Origin of the sequence: Nocardioides sp. J54, from assembly GCF_000519005.1 — a bacterium.
In the GTDB taxonomy this organism is placed as follows: domain Bacteria; phylum Actinomycetota; class Actinomycetes; order Propionibacteriales; family Nocardioidaceae; genus Nocardioides.
Window position 1 is genome coordinate 53,474 of the sequence record NZ_KI912530.1, and the last position, 20,549, is coordinate 74,022.

Here is a 20,549-nt window from a genome sequence, read left to right on the forward strand (position 1 = left end):
GTCGACCCCGCGATCAGGCGGAGCCTCGGGTACGATACCCGCCATGCCCGACCACTCTGCTGCGCGCCGGCGCGCGGCGCGGTCGGACCTCGTCCCGGTGGTCGCCGTGGTGGTCCTCAGCGCCCTCCTCCTCGGCCTCGCCTTCCTGTGGGGCGACGAGCCGGAGGCCGCGTCCGACCCGGTCCAGGCCCGTGCGGACATCGCGCGCGCCGTCGACACCTCCCGCGCCCGGCACGACGCCGAGGACCGCGAGGTCAGCGGCGAGCTGATCGAGCCGTTGAGCGACGAGGCGGCCAGCGTCCCCCGCACGAAGGCGAAGCCGAAGAAGCAGGACGAGCGGGCCAGCGACCTCGAGGACCTGCGCGTCGCAGCGGAGTCGCAGGTCACGAAGATCCACGAGGTCTCCTTCGGCATCGCCACCTTCAACGTGCTGGCGAGCAAGCACACCGACGGCGGCGCGCGGTCGTCGTGGCCCGGCTCCGGCTGGCGCACCCCGCAGGCGGCCGCCTACATCCGCAGCTCGGGCGTCTCGGTGGTCGGCCTGCAGGAGGTGAAGTCCGGCCAGCTGTCCGGGCTGACCTCGAGCCTGGGCTTCCAGGCCTGGCCGGCCGGTTCGGACCCTGACAACTCGGTGATCTGGGACCCGGCCGTCTTCGAGCTGGTCTCGGGCGACGCGTTCTACATCAAGTTCATGCACGGCACCCGGATGCAGCCCATCGTCCGGCTGCGCCACAAGAAGACGAACCTCGAGTTCTACTTCCTGAACATGCACGCCTCCGCCGGCGGTGGGCCGCACGCCGCCAGCCGGGCCGCCGGCCACAACACGGCGGTCGCGACGGTGAACCGGCTCAAGGCCGAGGGCATCCCGATCTTCCTGACCGGCGACATGAACGACCGCGAGGCCTTCTTCTGCCGCGTGCTGCCGCCGACCGGCATGGTCGCAGCCGTGGGCGGGTCGACCGCGGGCGGCTGCCGCCCGCCGGGCCAGATGCCGGTCGACTGGATCGTCGCGACGCCCGACGTCTCGTTCAGCGGCTTCGTCAACGACAAGTCGACGGTGGCGCGACGGGTCAGCGACCACCACTACGTCTGGGCGACCGCCACCGTCCAAGGCGCTTCCTGAGCCGGTCCGCCAGGCCGGGGGCAGCCTCCGCTCCCCCGCGGCGGGCGGCGTTGCGCAGCTCGCGCACGTCGCCGAGCAGCACGGCGACCAGCTCCGTGGCCGCAGCCGCAACCTCGGCGTCGGTCACCGAGTCCGGCGTACGACGCTCGGGCAGCTCGTCGGGGACCCGCAGGTGGTCGACGTCGCCGACGACGTCGACCCCGTGCTCACGCAGGTAGTCGATCGCGGCGAGCGAGCGCCGGCGGCACTCCTCGACCTGGTCGGGGTAGGGCCAGAACTTCTCGCCCTTGCGCGGCACGAGGCGCTCGTCGGCGAGGAAGGTGCGGATGTAGACCCCGCGGTCGAAGGCCTTGTCGAAGGAGTCGAGGTGGGCGTTGACCCGGCGCAGGAGCTCGGCCTCGACCACGCCCATCGACTCGTTCGGGAAGGACTGCGACAGGTCGTAGTCGGCCGTCGGGAGCCCGAGCAGACCGCCGAAGCGGTGCCAGATCTCGTCGCGCGGCGCGGTGCGGTCGAGCGGAAGCACGTGGATCCGGTCGTGCGGCACGGCGGCCGACCAGCGCTCGAGGACCAGGCGGAGGTCGAGGGTGCGCCAGTTCCAGATCGCGCCGGGGTTCGGTGACTCCGCGCGGGAGTAGTCCGCCATCGGCGTGGTCGACCGGTTCTTCAGGCTCTCCTGCCAGCTGGCCGTGAACAGGCCCAGCGGCTCGCGGGCGGTGACCACGACCTCCACCTGTGCCGGCGCGAGCGCCTCGACCATCCCGACGGCCTGCTCGCTGCTCGCAGCTGCGAAGAACTCGTGGCTGACCAGCCCGTCGCCGTCCCAGTCGGCGAGCTCGGCACGCAGGCGCTCCCACGAGGTGCGCTCGTGCTCGGCGCGGCGCGCGATGCCGTCGCTGCCGCGCACCACGCGGCTCGCCCAGAGGTGGTCGCGGCGCTCACGGCCGGGCAGCAGCAGGCCGTCGGCGCGCAGCTGGTCACGCGAGGACCACAGGATGGTCTGGAGGTAGCTGGTCGCCGTCTTGGGCAGCCCGATGTGGATGAAGACCCGACGTGCCATCAGCGCACGCCTCGCTCAGAGACCCTGCTGGAACTTGTCGATCGCCGCGGCGATCCGCTCCTCGTCCCGCGCGGCCACCGGCAGCAGCAGCTCCTGGACGAGGTCGGTCAGCTCGGCGAGGCGCAGGTGGTGACGGCGCAGCTCCGCGATGGAGGCCTCGAGCTCGGCGACCCGCGCCTGGAGCTCCTTGAGCTCGGCCTGCTTCGTCATGCCCACTGCACCACCCATCGTCGGACCTGGTTCGGGGCGTCACCGTCGGTGACGTCCTCCGCGGAGAGGATCGTTCCCCCGTGCTGCTCGAGGAGCGCTCGCAGGTGGTCGACCTCGACCGGACGGACCCCGAACGGCGGCTCACCGCGTCCCGTCCAGGTGTCAGCATAGAGCGTGCCGCCGCCGCGCAGCGCCATCGACGCGAAGCGCACGAGGCCCTCCCGACCGGTGCGGTTGGTCGCGTCGAGCACGTGGCGGGCGAGGATGACGCGCTTGCCCGGCTCCCGCGGCTCCCGCGCGACGCGGGCACCCTCGGAGAGCACCGAGCGGAAGTCGGTGAGGTTGAGCGGGCGCGAGGTCAGGTCGAAGCCGCGCTTGCCGGCCGAGGCCACCGCTCCCCTGCTGCCGCGCGGGACGTAGTCGTAGGCGACGACCTCGCGGCCCTGGCTGGCCAGCCAGAAGGCGTCGCGGCCGAGGCCGGCGCCCACGTCGAGCACCTGCGCGTCAGCAGGGACCTGGTCGAGCACGGTCCTCGCGAGGCCCGACGGGGCGCCCCGCGGGGCCTTGCCGCCGGCGCCGACGAGGCGGCGCTCCCACTCGCGGCGGTAGACGGTCATGCCGCGGAACCAGTCGTTGAGGCGACGCGTCGTCGACCTCGGCGTCTCGAACTTGAAGGCCGGGTCCGGCACCTTCCAGGACGGCCCGTACATCGCCTCGAGGAGCTTCTCGGGCTTCGCGGGGGCGGGGTACTCCCGGCCGGCGAGGGTGCAGGTGGTCAGCGGGAAGAGCCACGACTCGTCGTACGGCATGCCGACCTCGCCCATCAGGTAGAGCCGGCCACCGTCCATGAAACCGCCGAACAGGTCCAGCCCGCGCACCGAGCCGTCGCTCTCGCGCACGTCGATCCGGAAGGCCGCGCCGCTGTAGCGGTAGGTCGAGAAGCCGCGCTCGATGACGGCGCGCTGCAGGTGGTAGGACTCGGTGATCACGTCGACCGGGGTGCTGTGGCGCGAGACGTAGCCGAGGTCGGCGTCGGAGTCGTGGCCGAGGAACTGGCCCTCGCGGACGGCTCCGAGCAGCGTGCCGTAGGCCGGGAACGCCTCGACGCCGAGCTCGCGCAGCATCGCGATGACCGTGTCCATCGCGTCGAGCAGCGGCCGCAGGTGCTCCTCGCTGCGCCCGCCGAAGGTGGGGCTGAACCGCCCCGACTTGTCGAGGCTGATCTCGAGGCCCTGGGAGTTCACGAAGCGCACCCGGCCCGGCTCCTCGCCGAACTGGTGCTCGCCGTGGAAGAGGTCGGTGCCGGCGACGTGCTCGCGGACGACGAGCTCGGTGCCGCCCTTGAGGTAGCGGCGCATCCGCTCGGGCCACTCGACCGTGCGGTGGACGAGGTGTCCCTCGACGCGCTCGGTGTCACGCAGCAGCCAGAACGACCAGATCCGGCGGCCGTCGAAGAGGACGTCGACCACGCGGTCCTCGCCGTGCACGACGAGCTGGAGCCCGGAGTCGTCGACCCCGGTGACGCGGGTCCGGCCACCCCGCGCGAGGACCCAGCGGGCCGCTCCCGCGGCCCGCGAGGTCAGCTCGGCCACCTCAGTCCATCTCCATGTTGGCGTAGGGGTCGAGGTTCTTCGGGACCAGGCTCGGCACGACCGGGCGGCTGCGCGGCGGGTTCTTGAACCAGTACTCGATGTGGCGCTGGTACTTCATCGTCACGGCCTTCATCCGGAAGATGCCGATGTTCTCGTCGGAGACCTTCGACAGCGCGGAGATGTTGGACGAGCCGTTCATCGTCCAGTAGGCGCGCTTGTCGTCACCGATCACACCGTTGACCGTCCACGCCTTGAGGTGGAAGTACTTGTCGAAGACCTTGTCGCCGTTGACGTCGGAGACCAGGTGCTTCATCGGGACGGGGCCACGCTTGCCACCCTTGTTGAGCAGGATCTTGCGGGTGCTGACGCCCAGCACGGTGTAGCCGATCTTGACGTCGCATCCGGCGCGCCACAGGTTCCGCAGCCGGGTGGCGACCTTGTCGGCCCACGCGCCGCGCATCACGTCGGGCGCGGAGCGGATGACGGTGCGCCCGCTGGAGGTGTTCACGGCGCCGCTGCACTTGACCTTGTTGAGCGTGCCGAGCAGCGGGTCGTTGGGTGTCGTGGTGTTGACCTTGTCCTTGATCCGCGGCGCGAAGTAGAGGTCGAAGTTGGCGGAGCGGTAGCCCTCCCAGGTGGGCGCGACGTTCCTGTCCTGCCACATCTGCATGTGGATGCGCCGGGCGAAGTCGTAGACGCCCTTGCGGTTGACGTAGGTGTAGATGTCGTTCCACTGGTTGTTGGCCGAGGCCTGCGTCAGGTTGGCCGAGCCCTGGATCAGCACGTGCTTGGTCTTGCCGACTGCGGAGAACAGGAAGAACTTGGCGTGCGAGGACGCGGTGTTGCCCCGGCGGCACGCGCCCTGGCAGGTCTTGGCGTAGCTGCGCTTGTCCTTGCGGACGTTGTGCTTCTTGTTGAAGGCGGCAAGGCCGGAGCGGAGGCGCTTGAAGCTGGGGTTGGCGACCTGCGTGAGGTTGGTGTTGTCCATCAGCACTATCACGCGCACCCCGCGGTGCTGCGCGCGGAGCAGCTCGGTGGCCGCGGTGTCCGACATGATGTTCCAGGACATGATCCGGATCTCTTCGCCGGCCGGCGTCTTCCGGATCGCACCGAGGATCTTGTTGACGATCTTTTGCTTGGCAGCCTTGGTGCCGGTGGCGGAGTTGAACGTCACGCCGCCGGAGAAGGCGCAGGTGCGCGTCTTCAGCCAGCAGTCGTACTTGCCCTTCTTCGCCTTCGCCAGCACCGGCGGCGCCGTGTCGGCGACGGCCGGGCTGTCAGCGACGGCCGGGCTGTCCGCGACGAGCGGACTGGCTGAGGACGGCACCACCTGGCTGAGCGGCAGGAACAGCATGACGGCGACAAGCACCGGGAGCAGGCGACGCACGACTCAGCAACCTCCGATGGTCCGTTCGGGTACCGGGATGGCAACTCCATGGCTGCCCGAAGGGCCGGACCGGGCCCTCCCACGCCCGCCACCCTAACTCACTGTGACTGGTGGGACCGTCATCCCCGGCAGATGGCGACCTGCTCGGTGTACTCCTCCGAGTCCGCCAGCGGAGTCTCGCCACCGGCGATCCGGCCGCCGCGAACGGCCCAGAACCGGTCGTCGTACCGCACCAGCGCCTGGCCCGACGAGCAGCCGAGGCGGTCCGGCTTGACCAGCGCACCGTCCTGCGCGCAGCCCTTGTAGCCGCGCGGCAACGTCGCGCCGGCCGACCAGACGTCGGCGCACTCGGGGGTGCCGGCGGGGACCTGCTCGGCCACCGGGGACTCCGAGGCGGCGTCGCTCGACGACTCGGTCGCGCTGGGCGACGTGGAGTCGTCGGCAGTGCCGCTGTCGTCCGACCCGCAACCCGCCAGCAGCAGCGTGGCGGCGGCCGCGAGGCCCGCCCACGCCGTCATCCGTGCACCCATGCGGCAAGGGTAGACCCTCTGCCGGGGCGGCAGCCCGGAGTTGGCCCACTCCGACGGTAGCGTTGTCCGACGTGAGCTCCACCCCCTCCCGCGTGTTCGCGGCCAGGCTGGTCGGACTCCCGATCTTCGACCCCCAGGGCGACCAGGTCGGGAAGGTCCGCGACCTCGTCGTCGCCATGCGCACCGAGGGGACGCAGCCGCGCGTGCTCGGGATGGTGGCCGAGGTCTTCGGCCGGCGCCGGATCTTCGTGCCGATGACACGGGTGACCAACATCGACAGCGGCCACGTCTACACGACCGGCCTGCTGAACATGCGCCGCTTCGAGCAGCGCTCCACCGAGACCCTCGTCATCGGGCAGATGCTCGACCGCCAGGTGACGATCAAGGACTCCGGCATCACCGGCACCGTGTACGACGTGGCGATGGAGCCGGCCCGCAACCGGGACTGGGTGCTCAGCCGGGTCGCCGTGCGGGAGCCGTCGAAGGGCTTCCGCCGTCGCGGCCAGACCCACGTGGTCGAGTGGCGCGACGTGATCGGCCTGACCCGCACCGACGAGGCGCAGGGCGCGACCCACCTGATCGCCGCGCTCAACGAGATGCGCCCGGCCGACGCCGCCAACATCCTCCACGACCTGCCGCCGGACCGACGGACCGCCGTGGCGCTCGCGCTCGACGACGAGCGCCTCGCCGACGTCCTCGAGGAGATGCCTGACAAGGACCAGGTCGAGATCCTCAAGCGGCTCGACTCCGAGCGTGCGGCCGACGTCCTCGAGGAGATGTCGGCCGACGACGCCGCCGACCTGGTGCGGGACCTGCCGCCGGAGACCGCCGAGATCCTGCTCGAGCTGATGGAGCCCGAGGAGGCGGAGGACGTGCGCCGGCTGATGTCCTACGTCGAGGACACCGCCGGCGGCATGATGACGCCGGAGCCGGTGATCCTCGGCCCGGACGCGACGATCGCCGACGCCCTCGCGCACGTGCGCAACCCCGACCTGACGCCCGCGCTGGCGGCGCTGGTCTACGTCTGCCGCCCGCCGCTGGAGACCCCCACCGGCAAGCTCGTCGGCGTGGCGCACATCCAGCGGCTGCTGCGCGAGCCCCCGTCCACGCTCGTCGCGGGCGCCCTCGACGACTCCCTCGAGCCGCTGCGCGCGGAGGCGAGCATCGACGAGGTCGCGGCGCACCTGGCGACGTACAACCTGGTCGCCGCGCCCGTGGTCGACGAGAACGGCCGCCTGATCGGCGCGGTCACCGTCGACGACCTGCTCGACCACATGCTGCCGGCCAACTGGCGCGACCGGGCCCGGGCGAGGGGGCCCCGATGAGCGACACCCACCGCAGCCGCGAGCGGCTGGACACGCCGAGGGAGGAGCGCCGCCCGTGGTTCCGGCGGCGCCCCGAGCGCGAGGACACCTTCGGCGTCTTCGCCGAGCAGTTCGCCCGGTTCATGGGCACCGCACGCTTCCTCATCTACATGACGCTCTTCGTGGCGCTGTGGATCGTGTGGAACACGATGGCCCCCGAGGGCCTGCGCTTCGACAAGTACGCCTTCATCTTCCTGACGCTGATGCTGAGCCTGCAGGCGTCGTACGCCGCCCCGCTGATCCTGCTCGCCCAGAACCGCCAGGAGGCGCGCGACCGGGTGATCGCCGAGCAGGACCGGCAGGCCGACGCGCGGGCGCACGCCGACATGGAGTTCCTCGCCCGCGAGGTCGCGTCGCTGCGCATGGCGATGGGCGAGGTGGCCACCCGCGACTACCTGCGCTCCGAGCTGCGCTCCCTGCTCGCCGAGCTCGACGAGAGGGCCGAGGAACGCGCCGGGGACCGTGCGGCGTCTCACGAGGACGCCGACGACCGCGCGCAGCCGCCCACGACCTAGACTCGGCCGACGTGAGCAGCGTGCAGCAGTCCCCGTCCGTCGAGCAGGTCATGACGGCCCTGAGCCGGGTCAACGACCCGGAGATCAAGCGGCCCATCACCGAGCTCGGCATGGTCGACTCCGTCGACATCGCGCCGGGCGACGGCGGCTCGGTCGTCAGCGTCAAAGCGCTGCTGACGGTGGCCGGCTGCCCGCTCAAGGACACGATCACCCGCGACGTCACCGCAGCCGTCTCCGCCGTGCCCGGCGTGACCGGCGTCGAGGTCGAGCTGGGCGTGATGAGCGCCGAGCAGCGCCAGGGCCTCCACGAGACCCTGCGTGGCGGCCAGGCCCAGCGCGAGATCCCGTTCGCCCAGCCCGGCTCGCTGACCAAGGTGTTCGCCATCGCGTCCGGCAAGGGCGGCGTCGGCAAGTCGTCGGTGACCGTCAACCTCGCGCTCGCCCTGGCCCGCGCCGGCCGCAAGGTCGGCGTGGTCGACGCCGACATCTACGGCCACTCGGTGCCCGCCATGCTCGGCGTCGCCGACTCGCGCCCGACCCAGGTCGAGGACCTGATCATGCCGGTCCCGACGGCGTCCGGCGTCTCGGTCATCTCGATCGGCATGCTCAAGCCGCGCCGCGACCAGGTCGTCGCCTGGCGCGGCCCGATGCTGGACCGGGCCCTGGTGCAGATGCTCGCCGACGTCTACTGGGGTGACCTCGACGTCCTGCTGCTCGACCTGCCGCCGGGCACCGGCGACGTCGCGATCTCGCTCGGCCAGCACCTGCCGGGCGCCGAGGTGGTCGTGGTGACCACGCCGCAGGAGGCCGCCGCCGAGGTCGCCGAGCGCGCCGGGACGATGGCCTCGATGATGCACCAGCGGGTCGTCGGCGTCGTCGAGAACATGAGCTACCTCCCCTGCCCGCACTGCACGGCGGAGGGCAAGGACCACAAGCTGGAGATCTTCGGCGCGGGCGGCGGCGAGCGCGTCGCCGAGACGCTGTCCCAGCGCTTCGGGTACGACGTGCCGCTGCTCGGTCGCGTCCCCCTCGACGTGTCGCTGCGCGAGGGCGGCGACGCCGGCAAGCCGATCGTCGAGTCCGACCCGACCTCCGCCTCCGCGTCCGCGCTGACCGCGATCGCCGACCGCCTCGACGGCCGCACCCGCGGCCTGGCCGGCCTGCAGCTCGGCCTGACCCCCACCAGCAAGTTCTGACCCGGGCCGACCAGGCGACACGGGCAGCTCAGGCGACGCAGGCGAGACGGGACGGGCACGCGCGATGTTCGGGATCGGCTTCGGCGAGCTGGTGGTCATCGCCTTCCTCGCCGTGCTGGTGTTCGGCCCGGACAAGCTGCCCGAGCTCGCCCAGCAGGCGGGCCGCTTCCTGCGCCAGCTGCGCCGGTTCGCGACGAACGCCCGCGACGAGCTGCGCGCCGAGCTCGGCCCGGAGTACGCCGACCTCGAGCTGACCGACCTCGACCCCCGCGCGATCGTCCGCAAGCACATCGCCGAGGCGATGGCCGAGCTCGACGAGCTCGAGGACGTCATCCGCGAGGACCCGGCCGACGTCGTCCACCACGAGCCGCTGGCGGAGGGCGAGCTCCCGCCGTTCGACGTCGACGCGACCTGACGACTGCAGGAATCCCCGCTCAGCCGGGGATTCCTGCGCTTGTCGGCCGTTGCAACGGTCGACAAGCGCGAGAAACCGTCACCAGGTTCGCGACTGCGCGGCGGCCAGCGCCGTGAAGGCGACCAGGACGGTACGCCGCTCCTCGCCCTCGACGAGCTCGCAGAAGTCCGCGCCGACGCGGCGCAGCACGCCCTCGTGACGGGTGCCGTCGCGCAGGTGAAGGACGCACTCCTCCCCCGCCTCGGCGATCCGGCGCAGCGCCGAGCCGAGCCCGAGCCGGGTCAGCGGCGACCAGGCGACCTCGGGGACGGAGCGCACGGACGCACCCTCGACGGTCGCGACCGCGCCGGTGGCGACCACCCAGTCGTGGTCGCCGGCGGAGAGCAGCAGCCAGCCGTCAGCGACCCGCTCCAGCGTGCCGGCGACGCGGCCGGCCCCGGTGATCCCGAGCGTGACGGAGGTCCCCGCGCTCGCCATCAGCCGGCTGGCGAGGGTGACCTGCTGGTACTCCGCACGGGCGCGGTCGGCGACCTCGGCGCTCCGCTCGGCGGCGTGGAGGGCGCTGGCCTGGTCCTCGAGGTCGTCGAAGAGCGCGAACAGCTCGTCCTCCCAGCCCATGGGGCCACCCTCGCACGCCGTCGGCGAGCTGGCCGCCGCAGGCTGTGGAAGACTGATTGACGAAGCCGGCCAATCAGGCGCATGCTGACGCAAACGCAAGCAAACGCAAAGGTCCTCGGGATGCGTGGTGCGACGACGAGCGTCCGGCAGCGGGCGGCGGCGCTGTGGCTGGCGGTGACGGCCGCGGTGACGGCGGCGCTCGCGCTCGTCGGCCCCGCGGCGGCGCGTCCGCTCCGGGAGCCCTCCGACGCCGAGTTCGCCGACCTGGTGGTCGCCGCCTGCGGCGCCGCCGCGGTCGTTGCAAGCCTCCTGCTCTGGACGAGTGCCACGGACGTCGCGTGGAGCCTGCTGCGCGCCCCGGGCGGCACCGGCCCCGGCGGGCGTCGGGTCGGACCCGTCCGGACCGCCCTGCTCGCCCTGTGCGGGGTCGCCGGCGTCGCCGTCACCGCGGCACCGGCGACCGCGGGCGGCGGCGACGTGCCGGCGCCCGGCCTGGCCGGCCTGCCGCTGCCCGACCGCGCGAACGGAACGGACCAGCCCCGCCACACCCCTCGGGCCGCCGACCACGCCGACCACGCCGACCACGCCGGCCACACCGTCCGGGTCCGTCCCGGCGACAGCCTGTGGTCGATCTCCGCCCGCGTCCTCGGCCCCGCCGCGACGGCGGCCGACGTGGCGTCGTACTGGCAGCGGCTGCACGCGCGCAACGCCTCCACCATCGGCGTCGACCCCGACGTCATCCACCCGGGGCAGCAGCTCCGGCTCCCACCGAGTGAACGCTGACAGGAGACCACGATGACGGCAGCACCTTCCGCCCTCGGCCACCGCGAGGCCGTGCCGGTCGCGGCGACCCAGGGCACCCTCGCGCTCGCCCTGCTCCCCCGCCAGGCACCGCCGGTCGCCGCCCCGCCCCGCCGCCCGGGTGCCGCCGTGGTGTCGATCGACCGCCGGCTGCGCCGCACGATCGAGGAGTGGACGCACCGCTTCGCGCAGGCCGTCGTCGAGATCGTCGGCGGCGACCGCCCGGTGTCCCAGCTCGTGCGGTGGACCACCCCGGATGTGTACGCCGACCTCCGACTGCGCGCCCACCTCGTCGCGCGCGCAGGCGGCCACCAGCCCGGGCTGGCGCAGGTGCAGGCGGTGCGGCCGAAGGTGCACAGCGTGCACGCCTGCTTCGTCACCGACCGCGTCGTCGAGTGCGGCATCCACGTCCGCCACGGCGAGCGGTCCCGGGCCCTCGCTGCCCGCTTCGAGCGCACCGGGCAGCGCTGGGTCTGCACGGCCCTCGACTTCTCCTGACCGCCCGCCCCGACGGCCGGGCTGCCGCGTCGGACGAACGCGACTCTTGTTCACGTGTGACCTGCGTCACTACTGTCCGTCCATGATCCGTGCACTCGTGGCCTCGCTGGCCGCCCTCGGCGCGACGCTCGTCGCCCCGCTCACCGCGTCCCCCGCCCACGCCGACGGACCCGGGGTCGGCAGCCCGTGGGTCGTCTCCGTCGGCGACTCCTACATCTCCGGCGAGGCCGGCCGCTGGGCCGGCTCGTCCAACAGCAGCAGCGCCCGCGCCGACGCCCTCGGCCCGACGGCCTACTACGACAACGCGAGCGGGACCGGCGAGGCGATCAACCGCTGCCACCGCTCGCGCAGCGCCGAGATCCACATCGGCGGCGGGGTGAACAGCCTCAACCTGGCCTGCTCCGGGGCGAAGGCCGCCACCGCGACCGGCTCGGAGTTCAAGCCCGGCCTCGACTTCTACAGCGGCAGCCAGGGCGTGGGCCAGGCCCGCGCCCTGCAGACCTTCGCCACCACCCACAACGTGCGGATGGTGGTCGTCTCGATCGGCGGCAACGACTTCAACTTCGCCGGCATCGTCCAGCAGTGCGTCCAGGACTTCCTGCTGTCGCCGTCGTGGTGGAAGGACTACTGCTACGACGACAGCAGCGTGACCAGCAACTTCACCACGAGCAACGTCACCACCGTCCGCACCCGGATCGCGAACGCCCTGCTCAACGTCCGCACCGCGATGCGCAACGCCGGCTACGCCGACGGACAGTGGACGATGCTCGTGCAGACCTACCCCTCGCCGATCCCCACCGGCTCGGGCCTGCGCTACAGCCAGAGCGGCTACACGCGGCAGAGCACCGGCGGGTGCGGCTTCTGGAACGCCGACGCCGACTGGGCCAACAACACCGCGCTGCCGAAGATCAACGGCACCGTCACCAGCGCGATCAGCCAGGCCGGCGTCACCAACGCGAAGGTGCTGGACCTGGCCCGCGCGCTCAACGGCCGCCGGCTGTGCGAGAGCGGCGTCGGCCTCTACGAGGAGGTCGGCATCGCGGGCTGGACCTCGCCGGGTGCGGTCGACCGCACCGAGTGGGTCAACCAGATCCGCACGGTCACCACCATCGGGAGCAGCCCCTACTACATCCAGGAGTCGCTGCACCCGAACTACTGGGGCCAGCTCGCCGTGCGCAGCTGCGTCCGCCAGGCGTGGAACGGCGGGTCGCCCCGCGGCGGCACCTGCGTCCGCTCCGCCAACGGCCTGCTGAACGGCGAGCCGCGGATGGCGCTCAACTAGCACTCGTCTAGTCCGTCCGGCGCCACCCGCGTCCCGGACGCACGACGCCCCCTCCCGGACCCGGGAGGGGGCGTCGTCGCGTCCTGCAGGTGCGCCGGCGGCTCAGCTGACCCGCGCGGTGGTCCCGGTGGGACCGCCGGGGGCGCCGTGGCACCGCTTGAACTTCTTGCCGGAGCCGCAGGGGCACAGCGCGTTGCGGCCCACGTCGGCGTACTCGTCGCCCGCGTTGGTCACGGTGCCGCCGCCGCGGACCTCCTCGTGCCCGGTCTCGTCGGGCGCCGAGTAGGCGAGGTTCTGCGGCTGCTTCGGGGTGTCGAGTCCCTTGGCGCGGACCTTCGGCCGCGCCGCGCCGCCGTCGAGCTCACCGGCGATCTTGTCGAGGCTGACGCCACCCTGGACGACGCCGACCGGGGGCTCGGCGAACGCGCCCTCGTGCATCGGACCGGCGTGACGGCTGCCGTCGGCGTGGTAGTGGAACTCCTCCTCTTCCTCCTCGACCTGGACCTCCAGGTTGAAGAGGAAGCCGACGGTTTCCTCCTTGATGCCGTCCATCATCGCGGCGAACATGTCGTAGCCCTCGCGCTGGTACTCGACCAGCGGGTCGCGCTGCGAGTACGCGCGGAGGTAGATGCCCTCGCGGAGGTAGTCCATCTCGTAGAGGTGCTCGCGCCACTTGCGGTCGAGCACGGAGAGCAGCACGCGGCGCTCGAGCTCGCGGGCGGCCTCCTCGCCGACCTCCTCCTCGCGACGGTCGTAGGCCGCGTGGGCGTCGGCCTTGAGCGCCTCGATCAGGTCCCGCTTCTCCAGCGCGGCCTGCGAGCCGGCGTCCTCGACCAGGTCCTTCCACGAGATCGAGACCGGCCAGAACTGCTTGAGGTCGGTCCACAGCTGCTCGAGGTCCCACTCCTCGGAGAACTCGTCGAGCGCGCCGTTGACGTAGCCGGCGACGACGTCGTCGATGAACCCGCGGATCTGCTCCTCGAGGTCGACGCCCTCGAGGACCTCACGACGCTCGGCGTAGATCACCTTGCGCTGGCGGTCCATGACGTCGTCGTACTTGAGGACGTTCTTGCGGGACTCGAAGTTCTGCGACTCGACCTGGCTCTGCGCGTTGGCGATCGCGTTCGTGACCCGCTTGTTCTCGATCGGGACGTCGTCCGGGATCTTGAGCAGCAGCAGCACCCGGTCGACCCAGTCGGACTTGAACAGCCGCATCAGCTCGTCCTGGAGGGACAGGTAGAAGCGGCTCTCGCCCGGGTCGCCCTGGCGACCGGAACGACCGCGGAGCTGGTTGTCGATGCGGCGGGACTCGTGGCGCTCGGTGCCGATCACGTAGAGGCCGCCGAGCTCCTTGACCTCGTCGTGCTCGCGCGAGACCTGGTCCTTGAACCGCTCGACCATGGCCGGCCACGCGGCGTCGTACTCCTCCGCGGTCTCGCCGGTCGGCTCGAGGCCCTGCTTGCGCAGCTCCTGGTCGGCGAGGAACTCGTAGGAGCCACCGAGCATGATGTCGGTGCCTCGACCGGCCATGTTGGTCGCGACGGTGACCGCGCCCTTGTGACCGGCGAGCGCGACGATCTTCGCCTCCTCGGCGTGGACCTTCGCGTTGAGGACCGAGTGCGGGATGCCGCGCTTCTTGAGCAGGTTGGAGAGGTACTCCGACTTCTCGACCGACACCGTGCCGACGAGGATCGGCTGGCCCTTGGCGTGCCGCTCGGCGATGTCCTCGGCGACGGCCTCGTACTTCGCCTCCTCGGTGCGGTAGACGAGGTCGGGCTGGTCCTTGCGGAGCATCGGCTTGTTGGTCGGGATCGGGACCACGCCGAGGTTGTAGATCTTGTCGAACTCCGACGCCTCGGTGAGCGCCGTACCGGTCATGCCGGAGAGCTTCTCGTAGAGGCGGAAGTAGTTCTGCAGGGTGATGGTGGCGAGGGTCTGGTACTCCTCGCGGACCTTCACGCCCTCCTTGGCCTCGATGGCCTGGTGGAGGCCGTCGTTGTAGCGGCGGCCGGCCAGCATGCGGCCGGTGTGCTCGTCGACGATGAGCACCTCGCCCTCCATGACGACGTACTCCTTGTCGTTCCGGAACAGCTCCTTGGCCTTGATGGAGTTGTGCAGGAACGAGATCAGCGGAGTGTTCGCCGACTCGTAGAGGTTCTCGATGCCGAGGTGGTCCTCGACCTTGGTGATGCCCGCCTCGAGGACCGAGATCGTCCGCTTCTTCTCGTCGACCTCGTAGTCGACGTCGCGGGTGAGCTTCTGCGCGATCTTGGCGAACTCGGCGTACCACTTCACCTCGTCCTGGGTCGGGCCGCTGATGATCAGCGGGGTCCGGGCCTCGTCGATGAGGATCGAGTCGACCTCGTCGACGATGGCGAAGTTGTGGCCGCGCTGCACGCACTCCTCCAGCGAGGAGGCCATGTTGTCGCGCAGGTAGTCGAAGCCCAGCTCGTTGTTCGTGCCGTAGGTGATGTCGCACGCGTACGCCGCACGGCGCTCGGCCGGGCGCATGCTCGGCAGGATCACGCCGACGGACAGGCCGAGGAAGTGGTGGACGCGGCCCATCATCTCGGACTGGAACTTGGCCAGGTAGTCGTTGACGGTGACGACGTGGACGCCCTTGCCCTCGAGGGCGTTGAGGTACGCCGGGAGCGTCGAGACGAGGGTCTTGCCCTCACCGGTCTTCATCTCGGCGATGTTGCCCATGTGCAGCGCGGCGCCGCCCATGACCTGCACGTCGAAGTGGCGCTGGCCGAGCACGCGGCGCGCGGCCTCGCGGACCGTCGCGAACGCCTCGGGCATGATGTCGTCGAGCGTCTCGCCGTCCTCGAGGCGCTTGCGGAACTCGTCCGTCATGCCCTGCAGCTCGGCGTCGGACATCGCCTTGAAGTCGTCCTCGATGGCGTTGACCGCCTTGGCGATCCCCTCGAGCTGGCGGAGGATCTTGCCCTCCCCGATGCGGAGGAGCTTGTCGATGATCACAGGCACCCCGCCACTCTACCGAGCGGTCGTCACTCGCCCGATTCCCGGCGCCGGTCGTACTCCGCGAAGGCCTCCGCCCGCTCCCGCTCGATCTTGGCGCCGAGGCGCCAGGCGGTGATCCAGAGCACGGCGAACACGCCGCCGACGAAGTACATCAGCGGGGCCAGCAGGCCCAGGGCGATCGCGGCCGGCTGGAGCAGGTGCCCGAGCAGGTAGGCCTGGGGACGGCGCAGCGCCCCGGCGACCAGCACGCACAGCAGGGCCAGGCCCAGGCCGAGCGACAGCGCGAGCGCCGGGTCGACGTCGGAGAGGGTGATCATCACCGGCGTGGACAGCCCGACGGCGATCGCCTCGAGGGTGAGCACGGCGGCGCACATGCTGCGCCGCGGCGACTCGGTGCGCTCCGGGTCCAGGGCCGGGTCCAGGGCCGGGTCCACGGCAGGGTCCACGGCGGGATCTGCGGCAGGGTCCGGCTGCTGGTCCTGCTGGCTCACTTGCGACCTCCCAGGAGCGCGCGGGCCTCGCCCACGGTGACGACGGAACCGGTGACCAGCACCGCCCCGGAGCTGAGCGCGTCCGAGCCGGCTGCCTCCGCACGCGCGGCGGCCTCGTCGATGGCGTCCGCGAGCCGGGGCACGACGCTGACCCGGTCCTCGCCGAACACCTCCCGGGCGGTCTCGGCCAGCTGGTCGGCGGGCATGGCACGGGCGGTGGAGTTCTGGGTCACCACGACGTGGGCCAGGTGGGGCTCGAACGCCGCGAGCAGGCCCTCGGCGTCCTTGTCACCCATGACCCCGACCACGCCGACGAGCGGGTCGAACTGGAAGGAGTCGTCGAGCGCGGCGGCCGTGGCCTCGGCGCCGTGCGGGTTGTGCGCGGCGTCGAGCACGATGGTGGGGCTGCGGCGCACGACCTCGAGCCGGCCCGGCGAGGTCATCTCGGCGAACGCCCCGCGCACCACGTCGTCGCCGAGCGGCTCGTCGCCGCCGACGAAGGCCTCGACGGCAGCGAGGGCGGTGGCGGCGTTCTGCGCCTGGTGGGCGCCGTAGAGCGGGAGGAAGACGTCGTCGTACCGGCCGCGCAGGCCCTGGAGGGTGACGACCTGGCCGCCGACGGCGGCCGCGCGGGTCACGACCCCGAACTCGAGGCCCTCGCGGGCGACGGTCGCGCCGACCTCGGCGATCCGCTCGAGCAGGACGGGTGCGACCTCGGCGCTCTGCTGGGCCAGCACGGCGACCGAGCCGGGCTTGATGATGCCGGCCTTCTCGCGGGCGATCGCGGCGGCGGTGCCGCCGAGGTAGTTGGCATGGTCGACCGCGATCGGGGTGACCACCGCGACGTCGGCGTCGATCACGTTGGTGGCGTCCCAGGAGCCGCCCATGCCGACCTCGACGACGGCGACGTCGACGGGCGCGTCGGCGAACGCGGCGTAGGCCATGCCGACGACGGTCTCGAAGAAGCTGAGCGGATGGGCCTCGGACTCGTCGACGAGGTGCGTGTACGGCGCCACGTCGTTGAAGGCGCGGACGAAGGCCTCGTCGTCCAGGGGCTCGCCGTCGATGCTGATCCGCTCGGCCATCCGCTCGACGTGCGGGCTGGTGAACCGGCCGGTGCGCAGGTCGAGGGCGCGCAGCAGGCCGTCGATCATCCGGGAGGTCGACGTCTTGCCGTTGGTGCCGGTCAGGTGGATCGACCGGTAGGCGCGCTGCGGGTCACCCAGCAGCTCGGTGAACGCCTGGATCCGGTCCAGGGAGGGCTCGAGCCGGGTCTCCGGCCACCGGGACAGCAGCGCGTCCTCGGCCTCGGCGACGGTCTCGGCAGGGCGCGCGGCAGGCTCAGTCATGGCGCGGAGAGTCTATGTTGTCCGCTCGGGAGGGAGGGAAAGCATGACGACTGGTCGACGGGTCCGGGTGCTCGCCGCCGGCGCGCTGGCCGTGGCGGTCGCGCTCGCCGGCTGCAGCAGCGACGGCGACGGCACGCCGCAGGCAGGCCCGAGCACAGCGCCGACGTCGTCGGACGCTCCCCTCATCCCGGAGCCGACGGAGGTGCCGACCGAGCTCCCGGAGGACCTGCTCGTCGGCGAGATGCAGGACCTCGCGAAGCTCGCCGAGCGGCTGGCCCAGCAGCTGCCGCAGCAGCGTCGGCCGGCGCCGGTGGTCGTCGCCGGCGGCAGCGAGCAGTGGCGCGCCGGGGTCGCCTACCGCGGCTACTTCGCCGACCCGGACGTGGTGCGCGCGAACGGCCGCTGGTACGCCTACGCCACCAACACCGCCGGCCTGCGGCTGCCGACCCTGGTCTCGCGCGACCTGGTGACGTGGACCCCGCTCACCGACGGGGCAGGCCGGGCGGTCGACCCGCTGCAGCCGGCCGGCTGGGTGCGCTCGCGCGGTCGCGGCAAGAGCCTGTGGGCGCCGGGCGTCGACAAGGTGGGCAACGGCTGGACAGCGGCGTACGCCGCCCCGGCCGGCACCAGCGGCGGCGAGCGGCACAACTGCATCGGGCTCTCCCGCGGCCCCTCCCCCGCCGGCCCGTTCCGGCCGGTCGGTGAGCCGCTCTGCTACGGCCAGGCCCAGCTCGGCGTGATCGACCCCGACGTGTTCGTCGACGAGACCGGGGTCCCGTGGTTGCTGTGGAAGTTCTCCGGTGTGGTGAACCGGCGCCCCGCGGGGTTGTTCATCCGCCAGCTCAACCGCGACGGCACCGGTTTCGCCGAGGGCTCCGAAACCCGCGAGCTGCTCACCCTCTCCGAGCGATGGGAGGGCGACACCATCGAGAACCCGTCGATGGTGCAGTTCCGCGGGGTGACCTACCTCTTCTACTCCGGCAGCTCGTGGGAGCGGGCCGACTACGCCACCGGCTACGCGATCTGCGCCGGCCCGCAGGGGCCGTGCGTACGGCAGAACCAGGGCCTGCCGCTGCTGTCGACGGCCACGACCGGTCACCCCGGGCCGGGCGGGGCGTCGGCGATCGTCACCGGCAAGTCGCTGCGCCTCGTCTACCACGCCTGGGACCGGGTCGGCGGGCTGCGCCGCCTCCACGTCGCTGGGCTGTGGCAGCGCGAGGACGGGACGCTCGAGGTCGTCCACCCGGGCTGAGCGGACTGAGCCGGGCTAGGGCCGCGGGGACTCGCCGCGGGCCCGCTCGACGAGCATCCGCATCCACCCGGCGACCTGCCTCATGGCGGGCTCCGCGGCGTCGAAGACCGTCACGTGCCGCCAGTAGCCGTGGACCTGGCCGAGGTAGCGGGTGCCGACGACCTCGACCCCGGCCTCGGCCAGCAGGTGGACGAGGTGCTCGCCCTCGTCGCGCAGCGGGTCGTGCTCGGCGGTCGTGACCAGCGTCGGCGGCAGGGTGTGGAGCTTCCCGGACAGCAGCGGCGCGAGGTCCGGGTCGGTCAGGTCCGCCGGCGAGGCGGCGTACTGCTCCCAGAACCAGGCGGCCTCGGCAGGGTCGAAGCCCTCGGCGGCGGTGCGGTAGGAGTCGAAGGACGCCGCCGGGTCGAGGAACGGGTAGATCAGCGCGACGCCGGTGAACCGGCCCGGGTGGCGCAGCGCGGCGACGAGGGCGAGGTTGCCGCCCGCGCTGTCGCCGTGGGAGAAGGTCGGCAGGTCGGCGAGCCCGGGCTGGGTGTCCAGCCACCCGATCGCGGCGGACAGGTCGTCCGGCGCCGCCGGGAACCGGTGCTCGGGCGGGCGGCGGTAGTCGACGCTCAGCACGGCGACCCGGGCGATCGTCGCGAAGCGGCGCACCGCCGCGTCGTGGACCTGCACGTCGTTGAGGACGAAGCCGCCGCCGTGCGCGTGCACGACCACCGCGTCGTACCCCTCCGGCAGGTAGAGGCGGGCCGGCACACCGCCGGCGTCCACGTCGCGCACCTCGGCGACCGGGACCTTCTCCAGCTTCGCCGCCTCGGCCCGGTCCTGCTGACGCGCGGCCGCGATGTCGTAGTCGGGGTCGGTCACGGGCATCTCGCCGGCGGACGCCTCCACGGCGCGCCGGGCCTGGGGGTGCAGGGCCATGCCCGCCACGGTAGTGGTCAGGTGATGGCGAGCTGGACGGTGTCGACGACCGGCTCGAAGCCCAGGGCCCGGTAGAGCTTGTTGGACGTCGGGTTGGCCTGGTCGGTGAACAAGGTGACCCGGTCGCCGCGGTCGGCGAGCCGGCGGCACACCTCGGCGACGGCGGCGCCGCCCCAACCCCGGCCGCGGTCCACAGCAGGCGTGTAGACCGGGCCGATGCGGCTGACGCCGTGCGCGGGCGGATTCGCACCCGTCAGGTGCACCGGGCGGTCGTCCTCGTCGACCCAGAACCACAGCACGCCGTCGCCGATGCGCCGCTGCACGTCGTCGAGGGAGAAGGCCGTCGCCTCCGTGAGGTGCCCGGCCGCGCGGCCGGCCTGGGCGTCGGCGTCGCGGAGGAACTGCCGGATCCACCCCAGCGCCAGGTCCGCCTCGTCGGGACGCACGTCGCGCAGCCGCCCGGGGACGGGACGGGGGTCGACGAGGGTGCGCAGCTCGAAGAGCCGGTTGTGCAGGTGCACCTCGACGTGGCGCCCGGTCGCGTCGGCGACGGCTGCGGCGAACACGTCGGCGGCCGGGCGCAGGCCGCCGACGCCGGCGACGTCGGCGCCGCGGTCCAGCACCGCCCGCGCCAGCGCGGTGGCCGCGGCGTCCGGCATCGCGAGGAGGTACGGCGGCCACGGCTCGAACGGCGCGGTGCGCATCGCGAGCCCGGCGACCGAGCCGTCCGCACCGGACACGACCGCGAACCACGCGTCAGGCACTCCCGGGGGAAGCCCGTGGCGGGCGCAGCGCCGGGCCATGGAGGCGACCACGGTGGCGGTCACGGGGTCCCGGGCCAGCTCCTCCCCGGCGCGGGCGAGGAAGGTGTCCGCGTCGGTGGTGAACCACACGTCGTACGCACTGCCGGCGGGGTCCGTGGGAGCCGGTGCCGTCGGAGCCATGCCAGATCGTCGC

The 20,549-nt window shown here is 72.3% G+C and carries 20 protein-coding genes; 9 read left to right on the forward strand and 11 right to left on the reverse strand.

Going from position 1 to position 20,549, the window contains the following annotated elements; translation table 11 throughout:
* Positions 1–43 precede the first annotated feature (43 nt).
* Complete coding sequence (locus NOCJ54_RS0122875) at positions 44–1,123, forward strand: endonuclease/exonuclease/phosphatase family protein (protein WP_028657331.1); 1,080 nt, start codon at positions 44–46, stop codon at positions 1,121–1,123.
* Here NOCJ54_RS0122875 and NOCJ54_RS0122880 read toward each other — a convergent pair.
* The 5 genes from NOCJ54_RS0122880 to NOCJ54_RS30140 all read right to left on the reverse strand — a co-directional run bounded on the left by NOCJ54_RS0122880 (position 1,071) and on the right by NOCJ54_RS30140 (position 5,902).
* On the reverse strand, positions 1,071–2,183 hold the full coding sequence (locus NOCJ54_RS0122880) for a hypothetical protein (protein ID WP_028657332.1): 1,113 nt from the start codon (positions 2,181–2,183) through the stop codon (positions 1,071–1,073). The genes NOCJ54_RS0122875 and NOCJ54_RS0122880 overlap by 53 nt on opposite strands.
* Before the next feature lie 15 nt (positions 2,184–2,198).
* Positions 2,199–2,393, reverse strand: coding sequence for a DUF6752 domain-containing protein (locus NOCJ54_RS27840; RefSeq protein WP_157515027.1), 195 nt, complete (start codon positions 2,391–2,393; stop codon positions 2,199–2,201).
* Positions 2,390–3,985 carry a class I SAM-dependent methyltransferase gene (locus NOCJ54_RS27845; RefSeq protein WP_051486312.1) on the reverse strand — a complete coding sequence of 532 codons (1,596 nt, stop codon included), beginning with the start codon at positions 3,983–3,985 and terminating at the stop codon, positions 2,390–2,392. Before NOCJ54_RS27845 ends, NOCJ54_RS27840 begins: the two co-directional genes overlap by 4 nt.
* 1 nt (position 3,986) lies before the next feature.
* Positions 3,987–5,372 carry a phospholipase D-like domain-containing protein gene (locus tag NOCJ54_RS0122895; RefSeq protein ID WP_028657333.1) on the reverse strand — a complete coding sequence of 462 codons (1,386 nt, stop codon included), beginning with the start codon at positions 5,370–5,372 and terminating at the stop codon, positions 3,987–3,989.
* Positions 5,373–5,491: 119 nt separating this feature from the next.
* Positions 5,492–5,902, reverse strand: a complete 411-nt coding sequence (locus NOCJ54_RS30140; protein ID WP_186449883.1) for a hypothetical protein — start codon at positions 5,900–5,902, stop codon at positions 5,492–5,494.
* 71 nt (positions 5,903–5,973) lie between these two features.
* On the opposite strand from NOCJ54_RS30140, the gene NOCJ54_RS0122905 reads away from it, so the two are divergent.
* From NOCJ54_RS0122905 to NOCJ54_RS0122920, 4 genes are all read left to right on the forward strand, one after another.
* Complete coding sequence (locus tag NOCJ54_RS0122905; RefSeq protein WP_028657335.1) at positions 5,974–7,227, forward strand: magnesium transporter MgtE N-terminal domain-containing protein; 1,254 nt, start codon at positions 5,974–5,976, stop codon at positions 7,225–7,227.
* Complete coding sequence (locus NOCJ54_RS0122910; protein WP_028657336.1) at positions 7,224–7,781, forward strand: DUF1003 domain-containing protein; 558 nt, start codon at positions 7,224–7,226, stop codon at positions 7,779–7,781. Before NOCJ54_RS0122905 ends, NOCJ54_RS0122910 begins: the two co-directional genes overlap by 4 nt.
* A 50-nt stretch (positions 7,782–7,831) precedes the next feature.
* On the forward strand, positions 7,832–8,977 hold the full coding sequence (locus NOCJ54_RS0122915) for an Mrp/NBP35 family ATP-binding protein (RefSeq protein WP_036519564.1): 1,146 nt from the start codon (positions 7,832–7,834) through the stop codon (positions 8,975–8,977).
* 64 nt (positions 8,978–9,041) lie between these two features.
* The gene (locus NOCJ54_RS0122920) at positions 9,042–9,392 is read left to right on the forward strand and encodes a sec-independent translocase (RefSeq protein WP_028657338.1); all 351 of its coding nucleotides are present in this window, start codon (positions 9,042–9,044) and stop codon (positions 9,390–9,392) included.
* Between the two features lie 78 nt (positions 9,393–9,470).
* On the opposite strand, the gene NOCJ54_RS0122925 is transcribed toward NOCJ54_RS0122920, so the two are convergent.
* Positions 9,471–10,010 carry a hypothetical protein gene (locus NOCJ54_RS0122925; protein ID WP_028657339.1) on the reverse strand — a complete coding sequence of 180 codons (540 nt, stop codon included), beginning with the start codon at positions 10,008–10,010 and terminating at the stop codon, positions 9,471–9,473.
* A gap of 120 nt (positions 10,011–10,130) precedes the next feature.
* On the opposite strand from NOCJ54_RS0122925, the gene NOCJ54_RS0122930 reads away from it, so the two are divergent.
* From NOCJ54_RS0122930 to NOCJ54_RS0122940, 3 genes are all read left to right on the forward strand, one after another.
* Positions 10,131–10,793, forward strand: coding sequence for a LysM peptidoglycan-binding domain-containing protein (locus NOCJ54_RS0122930; protein WP_028657340.1), 663 nt, complete (start codon positions 10,131–10,133; stop codon positions 10,791–10,793).
* A gap of 12 nt (positions 10,794–10,805) precedes the next feature.
* Entirely contained in the window at positions 10,806–11,309 is a 504-nt protein-coding gene (locus tag NOCJ54_RS28785; RefSeq protein ID WP_051486313.1) for an Rv3235 family protein, read from the forward strand.
* Between the two features lie 82 nt (positions 11,310–11,391).
* Positions 11,392–12,591 carry a hypothetical protein gene (locus NOCJ54_RS0122940; protein WP_036519515.1) on the forward strand — a complete coding sequence of 400 codons (1,200 nt, stop codon included), beginning with the start codon at positions 11,392–11,394 and terminating at the stop codon, positions 12,589–12,591.
* A 102-nt stretch (positions 12,592–12,693) separates the two neighbouring features.
* Here the strand turns inward: NOCJ54_RS0122940 and secA are convergent, their stop codons facing one another.
* Genes secA through folC form a run of 3 tightly spaced genes read right to left on the reverse strand, consistent with a single transcriptional unit; the run spans position 12,694 to position 17,416 of the window.
* Positions 12,694–15,579 carry a preprotein translocase subunit SecA gene (secA, locus tag NOCJ54_RS0122945; RefSeq protein WP_028657342.1) on the reverse strand — a complete coding sequence of 962 codons (2,886 nt, stop codon included), beginning with the start codon at positions 15,577–15,579 and terminating at the stop codon, positions 12,694–12,696.
* 23 nt (positions 15,580–15,602) lie between these two features.
* Complete coding sequence (locus tag NOCJ54_RS0122950) at positions 15,603–16,067, reverse strand: DUF4233 domain-containing protein (RefSeq protein WP_232221868.1); 465 nt, start codon at positions 16,065–16,067, stop codon at positions 15,603–15,605.
* Positions 16,064–17,416 (reverse strand): bifunctional tetrahydrofolate synthase/dihydrofolate synthase, encoded by a 1,353-nt coding sequence (gene folC / locus NOCJ54_RS0122955; protein WP_028657344.1) that lies wholly within the window; start codon positions 17,414–17,416, stop codon positions 16,064–16,066. Before folC ends, NOCJ54_RS0122950 begins: the two co-directional genes overlap by 4 nt.
* Positions 17,417–17,459: 43 nt before the next feature.
* Here folC and NOCJ54_RS0122960 point away from each other — a divergent pair, with 43 nt between their 5' ends.
* The gene (locus tag NOCJ54_RS0122960) at positions 17,460–18,668 is read left to right on the forward strand and encodes a glycoside hydrolase family 43 protein (protein WP_157515030.1); all 1,209 of its coding nucleotides are present in this window, start codon (positions 17,460–17,462) and stop codon (positions 18,666–18,668) included.
* Between the two features lie 15 nt (positions 18,669–18,683).
* Here the strand turns inward: NOCJ54_RS0122960 and NOCJ54_RS27855 are convergent, their stop codons facing one another.
* Both NOCJ54_RS27855 and NOCJ54_RS0122970 read right to left on the reverse strand, forming a co-directional pair.
* Positions 18,684–19,592 (reverse strand): alpha/beta hydrolase, encoded by a 909-nt coding sequence (locus NOCJ54_RS27855; RefSeq protein WP_051486314.1) that lies wholly within the window; start codon positions 19,590–19,592, stop codon positions 18,684–18,686.
* A 17-nt stretch (positions 19,593–19,609) separates the two neighbouring features.
* Positions 19,610–20,536, reverse strand: coding sequence for a GNAT family N-acetyltransferase (locus NOCJ54_RS0122970; RefSeq protein WP_051486315.1), 927 nt, complete (start codon positions 20,534–20,536; stop codon positions 19,610–19,612).
* Positions 20,537–20,549: the final 13 nt, after the last annotated feature.

Bases quoted from the DNA above. Each gene is read 5' to 3' on its own strand.
- NOCJ54_RS0122970 (WP_051486315.1), bottom strand. From the start codon at position 20,536: ATGGCTCCGACGGCACCGGCTCCCACGGACCCCGCCGGCAGTGCGTAC.
- NOCJ54_RS30140 (WP_186449883.1), bottom strand. From the start codon at position 5,902: ATGGGTGCACGGATGACGGCGTGGGCGGGCCTCGCGGCCGCCGCCACG.
- NOCJ54_RS0122940 (WP_036519515.1), top strand. From the start codon at position 11,392: ATGATCCGTGCACTCGTGGCCTCGCTGGCCGCCCTCGGCGCGACGCTC.
- NOCJ54_RS0122880 (WP_028657332.1), bottom strand. From the start codon at position 2,183: ATGGCACGTCGGGTCTTCATCCACATCGGGCTGCCCAAGACGGCGACC.
- NOCJ54_RS27840 (WP_157515027.1), bottom strand. From the start codon at position 2,393: ATGACGAAGCAGGCCGAGCTCAAGGAGCTCCAGGCGCGGGTCGCCGAG.
- NOCJ54_RS0122915 (WP_036519564.1), top strand. From the start codon at position 7,832: ATGACGGCCCTGAGCCGGGTCAACGACCCGGAGATCAAGCGGCCCATC.
- NOCJ54_RS0122920 (WP_028657338.1), top strand. From the start codon at position 9,042: ATGTTCGGGATCGGCTTCGGCGAGCTGGTGGTCATCGCCTTCCTCGCC.
- NOCJ54_RS0122960 (WP_157515030.1), top strand. From the start codon at position 17,460: ATGACGACTGGTCGACGGGTCCGGGTGCTCGCCGCCGGCGCGCTGGCC.
- NOCJ54_RS0122925 (WP_028657339.1), bottom strand. From the start codon at position 10,010: ATGGGCTGGGAGGACGAGCTGTTCGCGCTCTTCGACGACCTCGAGGAC.
- NOCJ54_RS27855 (WP_051486314.1), bottom strand. From the start codon at position 19,592: ATGGCCCTGCACCCCCAGGCCCGGCGCGCCGTGGAGGCGTCCGCCGGC.
- folC (WP_028657344.1), bottom strand. From the start codon at position 17,416: ATGACTGAGCCTGCCGCGCGCCCTGCCGAGACCGTCGCCGAGGCCGAG.
- NOCJ54_RS0122930 (WP_028657340.1), top strand. From the start codon at position 10,131: ATGCGTGGTGCGACGACGAGCGTCCGGCAGCGGGCGGCGGCGCTGTGG.
- NOCJ54_RS0122910 (WP_028657336.1), top strand. From the start codon at position 7,224: ATGAGCGACACCCACCGCAGCCGCGAGCGGCTGGACACGCCGAGGGAG.
- NOCJ54_RS0122875 (WP_028657331.1), top strand. From the start codon at position 44: ATGCCCGACCACTCTGCTGCGCGCCGGCGCGCGGCGCGGTCGGACCTC.
- NOCJ54_RS28785 (WP_051486313.1), top strand. From the start codon at position 10,806: ATGACGGCAGCACCTTCCGCCCTCGGCCACCGCGAGGCCGTGCCGGTC.